General features: G+C 71.8%; 15 protein-coding genes. 5 read left to right on the top strand and 10 right to left on the bottom strand.

The window, feature by feature from the left end; translation table 11 throughout:
* The first annotated feature begins 44 nt into the window (after positions 1-44).
* Entirely contained in the window at positions 45-1,667 is a 1,623-nt protein-coding gene (locus FXO23_RS07650) for an IS1634 family transposase (RefSeq protein WP_158882239.1), read from the top strand.
* Between the two features lie 250 nt (positions 1,668-1,917).
* Here FXO23_RS07650 and FXO23_RS07645 read toward each other — a convergent pair whose 3' ends face one another.
* The 5 genes from FXO23_RS07645 to FXO23_RS07625 form a co-directional block, all read right to left on the bottom strand.
* Positions 1,918-2,850 (bottom strand): nucleotidyl transferase AbiEii/AbiGii toxin family protein, encoded by a 933-nt coding sequence (locus tag FXO23_RS07645; protein WP_158882237.1) that lies wholly within the window; start codon positions 2,848-2,850, stop codon positions 1,918-1,920.
* Positions 2,847-3,428 (bottom strand): type IV toxin-antitoxin system AbiEi family antitoxin domain-containing protein, encoded by a 582-nt coding sequence (locus tag FXO23_RS07640; RefSeq protein WP_218951917.1) that lies wholly within the window; start codon positions 3,426-3,428, stop codon positions 2,847-2,849. Before FXO23_RS07640 ends, FXO23_RS07645 begins: the two co-directional genes overlap by 4 nt.
* A 71-nt stretch (positions 3,429-3,499) precedes the next feature.
* A complete protein-coding gene (locus FXO23_RS07635) occupies positions 3,500-3,907 on the bottom strand; it encodes a CoA-binding protein (RefSeq protein WP_158882233.1) in 408 nt (135 codons plus the stop codon).
* 37 nt (positions 3,908-3,944) lie between these two features.
* Positions 3,945-4,406, bottom strand: a complete 462-nt coding sequence (locus tag FXO23_RS07630; protein ID WP_158882231.1) for a hypothetical protein — start codon at positions 4,404-4,406, stop codon at positions 3,945-3,947.
* A 69-nt stretch (positions 4,407-4,475) separates the two neighbouring features.
* Complete coding sequence (locus FXO23_RS07625; protein ID WP_158882229.1) at positions 4,476-5,111, bottom strand: hypothetical protein; 636 nt, start codon at positions 5,109-5,111, stop codon at positions 4,476-4,478.
* A gap of 317 nt (positions 5,112-5,428) precedes the next feature.
* Here FXO23_RS07625 and FXO23_RS07620 point away from each other — a divergent pair, with 317 nt between their 5' ends.
* Both FXO23_RS07620 and FXO23_RS07615 read left to right on the top strand, forming a co-directional pair.
* Entirely contained in the window at positions 5,429-6,649 is a 1,221-nt protein-coding gene (locus FXO23_RS07620; RefSeq protein ID WP_158882227.1) for a 3,4-dihydroxy-2-butanone-4-phosphate synthase, read from the top strand.
* 180 nt (positions 6,650-6,829) lie between these two features.
* Positions 6,830-7,192 carry an STAS domain-containing protein gene (locus tag FXO23_RS07615; protein WP_158882225.1) on the top strand — a complete coding sequence of 121 codons (363 nt, stop codon included), beginning with the start codon at positions 6,830-6,832 and terminating at the stop codon, positions 7,190-7,192.
* A 3-nt stretch (positions 7,193-7,195) separates the two neighbouring features.
* On the opposite strand, the gene FXO23_RS07610 is transcribed toward FXO23_RS07615, so the two are convergent.
* Complete coding sequence (locus FXO23_RS07610) at positions 7,196-7,582, bottom strand: cupin domain-containing protein (RefSeq protein ID WP_158882223.1); 387 nt, start codon at positions 7,580-7,582, stop codon at positions 7,196-7,198.
* 81 nt (positions 7,583-7,663) lie between these two features.
* Positions 7,664-8,812 (bottom strand): epoxide hydrolase family protein, encoded by a 1,149-nt coding sequence (locus FXO23_RS07605; RefSeq protein ID WP_158882221.1) that lies wholly within the window; start codon positions 8,810-8,812, stop codon positions 7,664-7,666.
* Between the two features lie 62 nt (positions 8,813-8,874).
* On the opposite strand from FXO23_RS07605, the gene FXO23_RS07600 reads away from it, so the two are divergent.
* Together FXO23_RS07600 and FXO23_RS07595 are read left to right on the top strand one after the other, a co-directional pair.
* Positions 8,875-9,840: a helix-turn-helix transcriptional regulator gene (locus FXO23_RS07600; protein ID WP_158882219.1), complete on the top strand. Its 966-nt coding sequence runs from the start codon at positions 8,875-8,877 to the stop codon at positions 9,838-9,840.
* Between the two features lie 3 nt (positions 9,841-9,843).
* The gene (locus FXO23_RS07595) at positions 9,844-10,272 is read left to right on the top strand and encodes a pyridoxamine 5'-phosphate oxidase family protein (protein ID WP_158882218.1); all 429 of its coding nucleotides are present in this window, start codon (positions 9,844-9,846) and stop codon (positions 10,270-10,272) included.
* Positions 10,273-10,400: 128 nt separating this feature from the next.
* On the opposite strand, the gene FXO23_RS07590 is transcribed toward FXO23_RS07595, so the two are convergent.
* Genes FXO23_RS07590 through ilvD form a run of 3 tightly spaced genes read right to left on the bottom strand, consistent with a single transcriptional unit; the run spans position 10,401 to position 14,067 of the window.
* Complete coding sequence (locus FXO23_RS07590) at positions 10,401-11,081, bottom strand: SDR family NAD(P)-dependent oxidoreductase (protein ID WP_158882216.1); 681 nt, start codon at positions 11,079-11,081, stop codon at positions 10,401-10,403.
* Positions 11,078-12,403 carry an MFS transporter gene (locus FXO23_RS07585; protein WP_158882213.1) on the bottom strand — a complete coding sequence of 442 codons (1,326 nt, stop codon included), beginning with the start codon at positions 12,401-12,403 and terminating at the stop codon, positions 11,078-11,080. The genes FXO23_RS07590 and FXO23_RS07585 overlap by 4 nt, the downstream gene beginning before the upstream one ends.
* The gene (gene ilvD, locus FXO23_RS07580; protein WP_158882211.1) at positions 12,400-14,067 is read right to left on the bottom strand and encodes a dihydroxy-acid dehydratase; all 1,668 of its coding nucleotides are present in this window, start codon (positions 14,065-14,067) and stop codon (positions 12,400-12,402) included. Before ilvD ends, FXO23_RS07585 begins: the two co-directional genes overlap by 4 nt.
* Between the last annotated feature and the right edge of the window lies 1 nt (position 14,068).

The following is a 14,068-nucleotide window of genomic DNA, read 5'->3' as shown; positions in this document are numbered from 1 at the left end:
GCCCCGGTTGCCCGGGGGCGGGTGGGGTGTGTATTACCTAAAGTGTGGCCTCGGTGATCGGGAAGCGGCGGAACGGACAGACCTACTACTACCTCGCGAAGTCGGCGCGGGTGGACGGCGAACCGCGGATCGTCTCCCAGCGCTACCTCGGCACCGCCGAGGACATCGAACGGGCATTCGACGGCGGCGCGGCGGCCCCGCCCCGGGACTCGCGCCGCCTCGCCTTCGGCGACGTCGCCGCGGTCTGGTCCACAGTGGACAAACTGGGCCTGGTGCGCCTGGTGGACGCGGCGGTGGGTCCGCAGCGGGCGAAGGTTTCGGTGGGCACGTACCTCGCGCTGGCCGTCCTGCACCGGGCGACCGCGCCGAACACCAGCCTGCGGCGGTGGTGGCCGGGCACCGCGGCCGACCGGTTCGTCCGGCCCCGGCTGGCCCGCGCGGCGGTGACCGAAGACCGGTGCTGGCGCGCGTTGCAACGCCTCACCCGCGAGCACCTGGACCGGATCGAGGCCGCGGTCTGCGCGGCGGTGGGCGAGCGGTTGCCCGGCCCCGCGCTCGCGCTGGACGTGCCGAACTTCGCGACCTTCACCGGCGCGGACCCGAACCGGGCGGGGCACGAGGCGGCCCTGCACGGGCTGGGTCTGGTGGTCACCATGGACGGCGCGGTGCCGCTGGTGGCCAGTGGATACCGGCGCAACCGGCCGGGGATCGCCTCGTTCGGCGCGCTCGCCGAAGAGCTGGCCGGGCGGCACTGCGCGATGACCGGCGCGGGCGAGGTCACGCTGGTCTTCGACACCGGGCAGTACTCGCAGCTGGACCTGTCGTCCGGGCGGCATTTCGTGGGTTCGCTGCCGCTGGGCGACCATCCCGAACTGCTCGCGCGGCCCGCGTCGGCGCGGCGGCCGGTCGATCCGGAACGGTTCCCCGGCGTCACCGCGCTGGACACCCGGGCCACGGTGGCCGGGGCGCGGCGGCGGCTGGTGCTGACCCATTCGCCCACCCTGCACGCCGCCCAGGCCCGCGGGTTCGCGCAGGCGCTGAGCAACGCGACGCGCGAACTGGAGGGGCTGGCCGCCGCCCTGGACAGCGGCGCCTACCGGCACGGGCGGGAGCAGGTGCTCAGCGACATCGCCCGGATCACCCGCGCCCGGCGCGTCGACCGGGTGCTGCCGACCGAGGTCACCGGCACGAAACCGGGCTCGATCCGGCTCGCGTGGCGCATCGACGAGGCCGCCCGCGCCCGGCTGGACGAGGAGTTCTTCGGCAAGCAACTGCTGGTCACCGACCACGAGGACTGGCCGCTGCCGGACGTGATCACCGCCTACCGCGCCCGGTACCACCTCGATTCGACGTTCCGCCGCCTGAACGATCCGTTCGTGGCGGGCCCGGCACCCCGCTGGTGCTGGACCGAAGACCGCATCACCGTGCACGCGCTGGTGTGCGTGCTCGCCGCCGCGGTCACCCACCTGATGCGCCGCGAAGCCGACCGCGCCGGGCTGAACCTCTCGGTGCGCGAACTGATGGACCAGCTCGCCGGAATCGGCGAAACCCTGCTGCGCTACCCGTCGACCGGCGGCCGCCCCCGGACGCACCGCCTGCTCACCGACCGCGACGAAACCCAGCAACGCCTCTTCGACCTGTTCAACCTCGCCGCCTACGCACCCTGACCCAGCGAGCGCCAGCCCGCTGCCTCCCCGCGAGTTCCACACTCGGGCACGCGAGTCGCACGTTCGGGACAGCGAGTCGCACGTTCGGGACCGCGAACTGCGCACTCGGGCAGAGGCGGCCCTGGATCGCGGCGGGACCTGGGTGCCGACCGGTGTCGCGGGGTGCGGTTCCGAGTGTGCGGTTCGCTTGCCTGAACGTGTAGTTCACGTGCCCGAGTGTGTAGTTCGCTTGCCTGAGTGTGGAGTTCGGCTAGGAAGTCCCCGGTTTCGGCGGTGCGATGTCGCCCGGTGTCCAGGCGAGGTCTTCGGGGAGCCAGGCCGATCCGGTGGCCACGGCGCCGGTCAGGACCGGGTCGGCGAAAGCGGTGAGCGCGTCGAGGACTTCGGCGAACCGGGCGGGCAGGCGGTCCTCGAGCCGTTGCCGCCGTCGCCACGCCGACCAGCGCGCCTGCGCCAGATCGGCGTAGCCGGGCAGGGATTCGGCCAGCGAGGCCGGTTCCGCGCCGCGGTGCCCGGCGACGACCGCGAGCGCGGCGCGCAGTTCGTCCGCGTCGATCCGGTGCCGGTGGGCGATGAAGTAGACGTCGGCGAAATCGCGCCACCGGGTGTTCGCGGTGCCCCGCTGCAGCGCGGTGGTGATCTTCTCGGCGAGCACCATCGGCAGCGGGTAGCCGTGCAGCGCGATGTGGTCCTCGCCGAGCAGCCGGGGCAGGCTGATCCGTTGCGGGGCCGGATGAATCGGATCGCCGACGCTCACGTCGACGTGGAAGCTCAGCCGCGCCGCGGCCAGCGAACCGGTGAGGGAGACCCGGACCCCGCTGTAGGCGTCCAGATCGCGGATCAGTTCGGCGGTGGCCGAATCACCGTCCAGCGCCAGGCCGTCGTCCAGGGGCACGGCCGCGATGGTCCGGACCATCGCGAGGATCTCGCCGACGTCGTTGGAAACCCGCCGCGCTTCCAGGTCGACGTCCCGGGTGGGGCGGCGCATGTCGAACGCGGCGAGCAGCACGCCGCCCTTCAGCACCAACCGGTCCGCGTAGGCGGATTCCGCGAGGCGGGCCAGGAATCCTTCCAGCGCGTAGAGCTGGTGCAGTTCGTCGGTCGGCCGCTTCCCCTTGCGCGCCAGGTTCCGCAGGTCCAGGTACCGCCGCCCGGCGAGGGTTTCCCGCGTCGGGCGGCTCACAGCAGGACCTCCAGGACCCGCCGCAGCGGGGCCTCGGTGCGGGGGAAGTGCCGGGCCAGCGCGAGCAGGGCCGCGGGCTGGGCGCCCGGGCGCGCCAGCCACCGCCGCAACGCCGTGTTCGCCAGCTCCGGACCCTCCCGGTGACGCAGCCGGAAGGCGTCCACTATGGACCGTTCGGCGGAGTAGATTCCTATCGTGGTATGGAAATCGAGCTTGAGCTTCTCGCGGCCGAGGTCGAAGGTTTCGGGCGCGAACAGGTGCCAGCCGACCGCCGCCCCGACCACCGGGCGGCGGCGCCCGCGAGGGAGCGCGACCTCGGTCACCGCGGGAATGAGGTCGGTCAGGCCGTGCCGGGCGAGCGCGCTGGCCAGGCACAGCGTCGCCTCCGGCGCCTTGTACGCGATCTCCAGCAGGTCGATGTCGGCGACCGCGTCCGCGTCCGCGCGCCGGTACAGCCCCCGCCCCAGCGCTTCGAGCGAGCCGTTGTCGCGCAGCTCGTAGATCCGGCGGTCGGACAGGCCGTGCCGCCGGGCCTCGCTGTAGGTGAAGGTTTCCGGCAGTTCGTCGGGAACACTCACTTCGCCCACCTCCCGTGGAGGAAAGTGTACACAGGTTGGCCGTGCCTGTGTACGTTTTCCTCCGCAGGGGGTCAGCGCTTGGTGATGCCCGCGACGGCCCGGACCACCGCGATGCAGCGGTCCTCGACGTAGTCCAGGCCGCCGGCTTCGGCGATTCGCCGCGCCTCGGGCGACACCAGGCCCTGCTGCAGCCAGAGCGCCTTCGCGCCGAGGGCCACCGCCTGTTCCGCGATGCCCGGCGCCTCGCCGGCGGGGCGGAAGACGTCCACGATGTCGACCGGTCCGGGCACCTCGGCCAGCGAGCGGTACACCTTCTCCCCGAGCAGTTCGGTCGCCTCGGGATGCACCGGGATGATCCGGAAACCGGCGGCCTGCAGGGTCGCCGGCACCCCGTGCGCCGCCTTGGCCGGGTCGCGGCTCAGGCCGACGACGGCGATGGTGTTCGCCTCGGCGAGCACGCGTTCCGCGAGATCGGTCATGCCCGGGTCAACGCCGTGACCACCCGGCGCATTCCGGTCAGGACCGGTCCAGCCAGCGCCGGGCGCGCCCGCCGTGGACGAAGACCAGGGTTGGTACGCCCAGGAACACGTACGGCACCGCGGCGGTGGCGCCGCTGCCGCCGCCGTTCCCGGGCAACGAGGCGATGATCAGGATGACCGGGATCATCAGGAGCGCCAGGGCACCCCCGGCGGTCACGGTGGCCGCCGCCCCCGGTCGCCGGACCACCAGCAGGACGGTGCCGACGAGGCAGAGGGCCGCGATCGCGGCGTCGAGGACGATGAGGACCCAACCCGAGCCGGGGGCCGCCGAGGACGCGGCGGTGAACCCGACTGCCGTCCTGGCGAGGCAGAACAAACCGAGCACGAGCGCGAACACGATCGCCCCCACCGGCGCCGCGGCCCCGGGTCTCGGCAGGTCCTGCTCGGCCGGGGACTGCTTGCGCCGCTCTTCGCGCAGGCGCCGGCGGCGTTCGTTCAACGGGGGTCGTTCACCAGGGGCGTTCATGGCGATCCGTCTACGGCATCTTTCGGGGAGGGGTCCCGAAGCTCAGAGCTTCCACAGGCGCAGGCCGCGGACCCGGTAGATCGGCCACGCCACGTGCCAGATCCGCCGCCGCGCGAACTTCTCCGAACAGGTCAGGATGTTGCGCGCGGAGGTCGCCGCCACGTCCCGCCGGTCCGCCCACGGCTCGCCCGCCTTGCCGTTGGCCAGCCGGAACACGTTGAGCAGGCCCCGCCCCTGCAGGTCGTACCGCGCCCCGGTGTCCCCGGACTGCGGGGCCATGCCGAGGATCTCCGCGCGGAAGGCGTTCATCAGCGTGGGCGCCTCGTCGAAGGTGGCGCCGAGCGCCGGGACGTCCGGATCGACGACGGCGGTGAACCGCAACCCGATCGCGGACACCGACTCCGGTTCGCGGGGTGTGTCGCGCACGCTGTCCAGCACGGCCCGGCCGTAGATCCGGCGGCAGTACCGCATCAGCAGCAGGCGCTCCCACCACGGCAGCAACCGGTGGTGCACCAGCAGTTCCGAGCATTCGGAGTGCGCGAGGTAGAAGACGTCCGCGATGTTGTCGTAGGCGTCGCTGGCCACCGACGAGTTCAGGTACAACCTGGCCTCGTACCGCGTCCGCGCGGTCAGCTCGTCCAGCCGTTCCCGCCGGTAGAGCCGGCCCTTCCAGTCCATCGCCTGGCCTCCCAACTGCCGCGGCCAGGGTATGCGAGCCCGGCCCGCGAGTGAACACGTTTCGCGAACATCGGGCCTTCCGTAGGTGTCCATGCAAAGGAATGAACAACGAGCCGAGGCTACCAATCAGTAACATCTGCGGGTATGCTCGCCGGGTGGTGCGATTCCACGGTGTGGCCGTATAGTCGGCCGGTTCCGCCGACGGGGTGGAACGACCCGGTGCGATTCCGGGGCCATGCGGTCAGACCCCGCTCCCGCGGCCCGCGTTCGGCGGGCACAGCCGGGATTTCGCGTCGCGATTGCTTGGGGTGTCAGCCATGTTCACTGGGCGGATCGGCGAACTCGGGGTCGTCGAGGAGATCAAGGACGAACTGCTGCGGGTGCGCGCGCCGAAGAGCGCGGGCTCGGTCGGCGACGGCGGTTCGGTGTGCGTCAACGGGGTCCGGCTCACCGTGCGGCCGTTCCCCGGCGGCGTGCTGGAGGCGGCCGTCACCGCGGAAACGCGGCGGCGGTCCACTTTCGACGCGCTCACGGCCGGGGCGCCGGTCAACGTCGAAGTGCCGCTGAGCGTCGGCGACACCCTGGACGGGCACCTGGTCCAGGGCTACGTGGACGCGGTCGGCAAGGTCGTGCGGGTCGACGGCGAGGGCGGCGGCCTGCGCGTGTGGATCCGGCCGCCGGAACGCCTGCTCGCCCGGCTGCTGGCCAAATCGCCGATCGCCCTCGACGGGGTCAGCGTGACGATCGCCGAGGTCCTGCGCGACCGGTTCTCGATCGTGCTGCTGCCGATGACCCGCGCCGCGACCACCCTGGGCGGCCTGGAGCCGGGCGACCGGGTCAACCTCGAGGTGGATCTGGTCACGCGGCTGGCGGAACGGGTTCCGCACTCGGCCGGTTCGGCCCTGGGGCGGGCGCTGTCCCGGTTGCCGTGGGCCGGGCACGTCAGCGGGCGCGCCGGGGTGGAGAAGGTGCTGAGCGGGCTCGCCGCGGGTGGCGGGGTGATCGTCTGGGATCCGCACACCGAGGGCGAGGGGGATGTGATCTTCGCGGGCGCGCGGCTGCGCCCCGAATCGTTCACCTTCCTGCTCACCCGGGTCTGCGGCCTGCCGACCGTGCCGTGCGCGCCCGAGGTGCTGCGGCGGCTGGAGATCGGCCCGATGCCCGGCGACGGGGACCGGCACGGCACCGCGTGGTCGGTCCCGGTGGACCTGGCGGCGAGCGACGGGACCGGGGTGTCCGCGGCGGAACGCGCGGCGACCGTGCGGAAGCTGGCCGATCCGGCCGCGACCCCCGCCGATTTCCTGCGCCCCGGCCATGTCTTCCCGCTGGCGGCCCGGCCGGGCCTGCTCGCCGAGCGGGCCGGGCACACCGAGGCGACGGTCGCGCTGTGCGCCGCGGCCGGGTTGCCGCCGGTGGGCGTGTGCTGCGAGGTGATGAACCCCGACGGCACGATGGCGGGCAGCGCCGATCTCGAGGCGGCCGCGCTGCGCTGGGGCATGCCCATGGTGGAAATCGACGATCTGAAGGCGTGGTTGTGACCATGACCCGGGCGCGGGGGACGTTCGTGCGGCGAAATCGCCCGAAGGTCTGACCTCCGCTCGTCTCCTGAGCGGCCGGCTCGGCTAAGCTCGGCTCACCTCGTTCGCAGCGGCGAACGAGGACGGCGCTTGAGACCACAGGCGTGTACTGGATTCTCATAGAGCATGAGGAGAGAGTGGATGCCCGCCGATGAGCGGAACACGCAGTCGCCCGGGTTCAGCGTCACCGTGGCGGACGCCTCGGCCGGTTCGGACTGCCCGAGCGTGAAGGTGACCGGCGAACTCGACCTGCTCACCAGTCCCCGGTTGCAGGAGGCGCTGGTTTCGGTGATCGACGAGCAGCGTCCCCGCCGGGTGGTGGCGGATCTGACCGCGGTCACGTTCTTCGACTCCTCGGCGCTCAACACCTTGCTCCAGGTGCAGCGCCACGCCGAGGAGCGCGACGTGACCCTCGTGGTGTCCCCGAGCCGCCAGGTGCAGCGGGTGATCGACCTCACCGGGGTCGCCGAGCACCTCGAAGTCTCCGGCGACCCCGCGCCCTGATCGCTACCAGGGCCCGCGGGCCGCGCGCGCCTCGTCCGTGCCGTCCGGCCAGGGCGGGGTGGTGACCGCGACAACCCGCAGGCCCTGGTCCGCGGCGCGGAACTGGAACGACGTGCCGAGCGGAATGGTCAGGCAGATCCCGGGGGCCAGGGCGGTGTTCTCCGCGCGGCCGTCCTGACTCCGCCACATCTCGCCCGAGCCGCCGATGACGTACCAGATCTCCTCGACCGTGGCATGCGCGACGGCCGCCGAGACCTGACCCGGCGCGAGTTCGAAGTGCGCGAAGCTGGCCACGCCGGGGAGGACGGCCAGCGGGCGGACGGCCGACCCGTCCGGCGCGGTCACCTCGGTCGTCTCGTCGAGCCGTCGTGTGGCGAACGGTTCCGCCATGGCACCCGCCTTCTGTCCAGGAAATGCCGGAAGGACCCCGGGTTCCTTCCTACCCGAGGTCCTTCCGGCGCGGCCACCGGCTCAGCGGACCTTGCCGAAGAACGCGCGCAGGTCGCCGATCAGCAGGTCGGGGGCGTCCTTACCGGAGTAGTGGCCGCCGCGGTCGTGCTCGCGCCACTGCACGATGTTCTTGTGGTCGCGGTCGGCGAACCGCCGGATCGACTGGAAGTCGTGCCGGAACACGGACACGCCCAGCGGGAACGCGGTCGGCTCGGTGCTCGGCTCGGCGTGCGCGTCCTCGTAGTAGAACCGCGCGGAGGAACCGGCCGTCCCGGTCAGCCAGTACAGCATCACGTTGGTCAGGATCCAGTCCCGGTCGAGCGCCGCGTCGATCTCGTCCGGGGCGGTGCCGTCGTTGATCAGTTGCAGGTTCCACGCGAGCTGGCCGACCGGTGAATCGGTGAGCGCGTAGGCCAGGTTCTGCGGCCGGGTCGACTGGAGCTTCTGGAATCCGGACATCTCCTCCCAGAAGGTGCCCAGCACGGCCAGGGCCTGCTGCTCGCGCTCGGACAGGTCCGCCATCTCGGCCGGGTCGCCGGACGGGAACGAGAACACCTGGTTCACGTGCACCCCCGCCACCTGCCCCGGAGCCAACCGGCCCAGCTCCGGCGACACGAACGAGCCGCCGTCGTTGCCGTGCGCGCCGTAGCGCTGGTAGCCGAGCCTGCTCATCAGCTCGGCCCAGGCGGCCGCCATGCGCTTGCGGTCCCAGCCCTCCTCGCGGGTCGGCCCGGAGAAACCGAACCCGGGAACCGAGGGGATCACCAGGTGGAAGGCGTCCTCGGCCCGGCCGCCGTGCGCGACCGGATCGGTCAGCGGGCCGATCAGCTCGACGAATTCGAGGATCGTGCCCGGCCAGCCGTGCGTGAGGATCAGCGGGAAGGCGTCCGCCTCGGGCGAGCGGACGTGCAGGAAGTGGATGTCCTGGCCGTCGATCTCGGTGGTGAACTGCGGGTACTCGTTGAGCCGCGCCTCCTGCGCCCGCCAGTCGTAGCCGTCGCGCCAGTAGGCGGCCAGCTCCTTGACGTGGTCCAGCGGCACGCCGTACTTCGCGCCGGCGCCGGGGATCTGGTCCGGCCAGCGGGTGTTGTCCAGCCGGGCGGTGAGGTCGTCCAGTTCGGACTGCGGGATGTCGATGCGGAAGGGGCGGATTTCCTTGTTGTTCGTCATGGCAGGAACGTTATGGACCCTTCCGGCCAGGTTCTGTCCTAAACGAATGGCAGACTGGAAAAATGTTGGAGACCTCGGCACGACTGCTCCGGTTGCTCGCCCTGCTGCAGTCCCGGCGGGAGTGGACCGGCGCGGAGCTGACCGAACGGCTCGGCGTCAGCGACCGCACGGTCCGGCGGGACGTGGAGCGGCTGCGCGAACTGGGCTATCCGGTGCACGCGACCACCGGCACGTTCGGCGGGTACCGGCTGGGCGCGGGCGCCGCGCTGCCGCCGCTGCTGCTCGACGACGAGGAGGCCGTGGCCGTCGTGATCGGGCTGCGGACCGCGGCGGGCGGGGCGATCACCGGGATCGAGGAGACCTCGGTGCGGGCGCTGGCGAAGCTGGAACAGGTGCTGCCCTCGCGGCTGCGGCACCGGGTGAGCGCGCTGCAGGCGTACACGGTCCGGGTGCCCGCCGACCGGCCCGGGCCGGAGGTGGGCCCGGAGGTGCTCACCGCGCTCGCGAACGCCTGCCGGGACGCCGAGCGGCTGCGGTTCGACTACCGCGACCACCGCGGCGAGGTGAGCCCGCGCGCGGTCGAACCGCACCGGCTGGTCAACTGGGGCCGTCGCTGGTACCTGGTGGCGTGGGACGTCGACCGGAAGGACTGGCGCACGTTCCGGGCCGACCGGATCTCCCCGCGCACGCCGACCGGGCCGCGGTTCGAACCGCGCGAACCACCCGGGGGTGACGTGGCCGCGTATGTGTCGGGCCGGGTTTCCGCGGCGGCCTGGCGGTACCGGGCCCGGGTCGTGCTGCACGCGCCGGCCGCGGCGGTGGCCGAGCGGATCAATCCGGCGGTCGGCGTGGTCGAGGCCGTGGACGCGCGGACCTGCGTGCTGGACACCGGGGCCGATTCGATCGAGAGCCTGGCCGTCCATCTTGGAATGCTCGGGGTGGACTTCGACGTTACCGAACCGAGGGAACTCGTCGAGTACATCCGGACATTGGCCGCGCGGTACGCCCGCGCCACCGACAGGGAGTAGCAGATGTCTTCGTTTGTCATGACCGCCGAGGAGCGCCAGGCGTTCCTGTCCGGGACGCACGTCGGCGTGCTGGCGGTGAACCGGGACGGGCGGGGGCCGCTGGCCGTGCCGGTCTGGTACGACTACGAACCCGGCGGGGAGGTCCTGATCTGGATGGAACGCGACACCGTGAAGGACAAGACGATCCGCGCGGCCGGGAAGTTCAGCCTGGTGGCCCAGGACGAGTCGTGGCCGTACAAGTACGTCACCGCCGAAGGTCCGGTGGTCGCGGGCGACGAGCCGCCGACGAAGGAGCAGGCGCTCAAGATCGCGGGCCGCTACCTGCCCGCCGGGGAAGCCGCCAAGTACGTCGAAACCGCCCTCGGCGAAACGTCCATCCTGGTTCGCATGCGCCCGGAGAAGTGGCTCAGCAACGACCAGGGCAAGTCCTGACCCACCCCCAGCGCCCGGCCCCCCTCGCTCCCGCGGGCAAGGAGGTCACCACGATGGGGAAGTGCCGCCGCGACACGACCCGAAAGTGCGCGCACTTTCGACGCAACCGAACGACACTCACGAGCCGGTCAGGCGAAGTGGGCGCCGCCGTTGGTGTTGAGGGTTTCGCCGGTGATGTTGCGGCCGCCGGGGCCGAGCAGGAAGAGCACGGCCTCGGCGATCTCGTCCGCGTCGGCGACGCGGTTCAGCAGGGTGTCTCGGGCGAAGCGTTCGGGTTCGGTCAGCAGCGGGGTGGCGACCGGGCCCGGCGCGACGCTGTTCACCCGGATGCCGTGCGGGGCGAGTTCCCGGGCGGCGGCCTTGGTCAGCCCGATCACCGCGGCTTTGCTTGCCGCGTAAGCGGTTCCGCCGAGCAGGCCGCCGCCGCGGTGCGCCGCGACCGAGGACACGGTGACGATCGCGCCCTCGCCCGCTTCGCGCATGACCGGCGCCACCGCGCGCATCGCGTACACGGTGCCGAACACGTTCACCTGGAAAACCCGCTGCAACTCCTCGGGATCGGTGTCCAGCAGCCCGCCGGGCGGGGCGATTCCGGCGCAGGTGGCGAGCGCGGAGATCGGGCCGATCGACCGCATCGCGTTGTGCACCCGATCGGAATCCGTGACGTCGACCGGTATCGCTATGTCGACATTCGTCGGCACCGCGCCGACCTTGCGGTCCAGCACGGCGACCCGCAACCCCGCGTCGGCGGCGCGCCGCGCGGTGACCAGCCCGATGCCCGAGCCGCCGCCGGTGACGACCAGGGTCACCGGTGCAACCCGGCGTCGGTGGTCAGGTCCACGGTGTGCGTTTCGCGCAGGAACAGCACGCACAGCCCGCACACCGCGGCGATGCCGATCAGGTAGAGCGACACCGGCACCGAGGAACCGGTGGACGCGATGAGCTGGGTGGCCAGGATCGGGGTGACCCCGCCGCCAACGATGCTGCTCGCGTTGTACGCCACCGACGCCCCGGAATACCGGTACCGGGTGGCGAACAGCTCCGGCAGGAACGCGCCCATCGGACCGAACAACGCGGCGAACGCGATCAGCCCGACCGAAAGCCCGATCCCGATCAGCACCGGCTGCCCGGTGTTGACCAGCGCGAACAGCGGGAACGCCCACGCCGCCGCGAGCACCGCCGAACCGAGGCACACCTTGCGGCGGCCGATCCGGTCCGAGTACACCGCCAGGATCGGCGTCGCCACACCCATCACCGCCGCGGCGGCCATCGCGCAGATCAGCAACGTGTTCTGGTTCAGGTGCAGCACGGTTTTGCCGTAGGACAGGGAAAACGTGGTGATCGTGTAGAACAGCGTGTGCGCGAGGATGAACGCGCCGGTGGCCAGCAGCAGGGTTTTCGGCTGCCGCCGCACCACTTCCACGATCGGCGCCTTCGCCTTTTCCTGTTCCCGCATGGCTTTCTCGAACACCGGCGTTTCGGCGATCTTCATCCGGATGTAGTAGCCGACGATCACCAGGATCGCGCTGGCCAGGAACGGGATCCGCCAGCCCCACGCGGAGAAGTCCTGCTCCGGCAACGTTCCGCTGAGCACCAGGAACGAACCGCTCGCGATGATGAACCCGATCGCCGGACCGATCTGCGGGAAGCTCGACCACAGCCCGCGCCTGCCCTGCGGCGCGTACTCGGTGGCCAGCAGCACCGCGCCACCCCATTCGCCGCCGAGCCCGAACCCCTGCAGGAACCGGCAGAGCACCAGCAGGATCGGCGCGCCGATGCCGATCGCGCTGTAGGTCGGCAACAGTCCGATCGCGACGGTCCCGGTGCCCATCACCAGCAGCGAGGCGATCAGCATGGCCTTGCGGCCGATCCGGTCGCCGAAGTGGCCGAACACCACCGCGCCCACCGGGCGGGCCACGAACCCGACGCCGAACGTCGCGAACGCGGCGAGCGTCCCGGCCAGCGCGGAGAAGGTCGGGAAGAACAGCTTGCCGAACACCAGCGCGGCGGCCGTGCCGTAGATGTAGAAGTCGTAGAACTCGATGGCGGTGCCGATGAAACTGGCCACCGCGATCCGCGCCGTCCGCACCTTCGGCGCGGCGGCCTCCCCGGTGATCTCCGCCGCGGTCATGAGCAGACCGCACCCTGGGCGGCGGACCCGACGAGCCGGGCGTACTTCGCGAGCACCCCGGTGCGGCGCGGCGGTTCCGGCATCTCCCAGCCTTCCCGGCGCCGGGCCAGCTCGGCCTCGTCGATGCCCAGATCGAGCGTCATGGTCTCCATGTCCAGCACGATCGGGTCGCCGTCGCGGACGAACGCGATCGGCCCGCCGTGCGCGGCCTCCGGCGCCACGTGCCCCACGCAGAGTCCCGTGGTGCCACCGGAAAACCGGCCGTCGGTGAGCAGCAGGACGTCCTTGCCGAGCCCGGCGCCCTTGATCGCCCCGGTCACCGCGAGCATCTCGCGCATCCCCGGCCCGCCGCGCGGCCCCTCGTACCGGATCACCACGACGTCCCCGGCCTTCAGCTCGCCGAGCGCGTCCATCGCCGCCTTCTCCCCGTCGAAAACCCTTGCGGTGCCTTCGAAACGGGCCGAGTCGAACCCGGCGCTCTTCACCACCGCGCCCTCCGGGGCGAGGCTGCCGTGCAGGATGGTCAGCCCGCCGGTCGGGTGGATCGGATCGGACAGCCTGCGCACCACGTCACCGTCGAGTTCCGGCGGGGCCAGCTCGGCGAGGTTCTCGGCCAGCGTCTTCCCGGTGACCGTGACGCAGTCACCGTGCAGCAATCCGGCGTCCAGCAACGCCTTCATCACCACGGGCACCCCGCCGACCCGGTCCACCGCGGTCATCACGTGCCGCCCGAACGGTTTCACGTCCGCCAGATGCGGGACCTTCTTGCCGATCCGGGTGAAATCGTCCAGCGTCAAGTCCACTTCGGACTCGTGGGCGATGGCCAGCAGATGCAGCACCGCGTTCGTGGAACCGCCGAGCGCCATCACCACGGCGATCGCGTTCTCGAACGCCTCCCGGGTGAGAATGTCGCGCGCGGTGATCCCCTTGGCCAGCAGGCCGATCACCGCCTCGCCGCTCGCCCGGGCGAACCGGTCGCGGCGGCGGTCCACCGACGGCGGGCTGGCCGAACCGGGCAGCGACATGCCCAGCGCCTCGGCCGCGCAGGCCATCGTGTTCGCGGTGTACATCCCGCCGCACGCGCCCTCGCCGGGGCAGATCGCGCGCTCGATCTTGTCCACCTCTTCGCGGGAGATCAGCCCCCGCGCGCACGCTCCGACCGCCTCGAACGCGTCGATGATGGTGACCTCGCGCCCGTCGACCGTGCCGGGCAGGATCGAGCCCGCGTACAGGAACACCGCGGCCAGGTCGAGGCGCGCCGCGGCCATCAGCATCCCCGGCAGGCTCTTGTCGCAGCCCGCGAGCAGGACCGTGCCGTCCAGCCGCTCGGCCTGCACGACGGTCTCCACCGAATCGGCGATCACCTCCCGGGAGACCAGCGAGAAGTGCATGCCCTCGTGGCCCATGGAGATCCCGTCCGACACCGAGATGGTGCCGAACTCCATCGGGAACCCACCGGCGGCGTGCACCCCCTGCTTGCTCGCCTCCGCCAGCCGTTGCAACGAGAGGTTGCACGGGGTGATCTCGTTCCACGACGAGGCGATGCCGATCTGCGGTTTGGCGAAGTCTTCGTCGCCCATGCCGACCGCGCGCAGCATGCCGCGCGCGGCGGCACGCTCCATCCCGTCGGTCACGTCCCTGCTGCGGGGTTTGAGGTCCGCCATC

Source organism: Amycolatopsis anabasis (assembly GCF_009765355.1).
Taxonomy (GTDB): Bacteria; Actinomycetota; Actinomycetes; order Mycobacteriales; family Pseudonocardiaceae; genus Amycolatopsis; species Amycolatopsis anabasis.
The sequence above is the reverse complement of the archived record's forward strand: the minus strand, read 5'-3'. Positions and strand labels throughout refer to the sequence as shown.

What these genes read in the sequence shown, in the direction of transcription:
- FXO23_RS07635 (WP_158882233.1), bottom strand. Translation starts at nt 3,907, where the DNA reads ATGACCGATCTCGCGGAACGCGTGCTCGCCGAGGCGAACACCATCGCC.
- FXO23_RS07595 (WP_158882218.1), top strand. Translation starts at nt 9,844, where the DNA reads ATGTCTTCGTTTGTCATGACCGCCGAGGAGCGCCAGGCGTTCCTGTCC.
- FXO23_RS07625 (WP_158882229.1), bottom strand. Translation starts at nt 5,111, where the DNA reads ATGGACTGGAAGGGCCGGCTCTACCGGCGGGAACGGCTGGACGAGCTG.
- FXO23_RS07585 (WP_158882213.1), bottom strand. Translation starts at nt 12,403, where the DNA reads ATGACCGCGGCGGAGATCACCGGGGAGGCCGCCGCGCCGAAGGTGCGG.
- FXO23_RS07605 (WP_158882221.1), bottom strand. Translation starts at nt 8,812, where the DNA reads ATGACGAACAACAAGGAAATCCGCCCCTTCCGCATCGACATCCCGCAG.
- ilvD (WP_158882211.1), bottom strand. Translation starts at nt 14,067, where the DNA reads ATGGCGGACCTCAAACCCCGCAGCAGGGACGTGACCGACGGGATGGAG.
- FXO23_RS07620 (WP_158882227.1), top strand. Translation starts at nt 5,429, where the DNA reads ATGTTCACTGGGCGGATCGGCGAACTCGGGGTCGTCGAGGAGATCAAG.
- FXO23_RS07610 (WP_158882223.1), bottom strand. Translation starts at nt 7,582, where the DNA reads ATGGCGGAACCGTTCGCCACACGACGGCTCGACGAGACGACCGAGGTG.
- FXO23_RS07600 (WP_158882219.1), top strand. Translation starts at nt 8,875, where the DNA reads ATGTTGGAGACCTCGGCACGACTGCTCCGGTTGCTCGCCCTGCTGCAG.
- FXO23_RS07615 (WP_158882225.1), top strand. Translation starts at nt 6,830, where the DNA reads ATGCCCGCCGATGAGCGGAACACGCAGTCGCCCGGGTTCAGCGTCACC.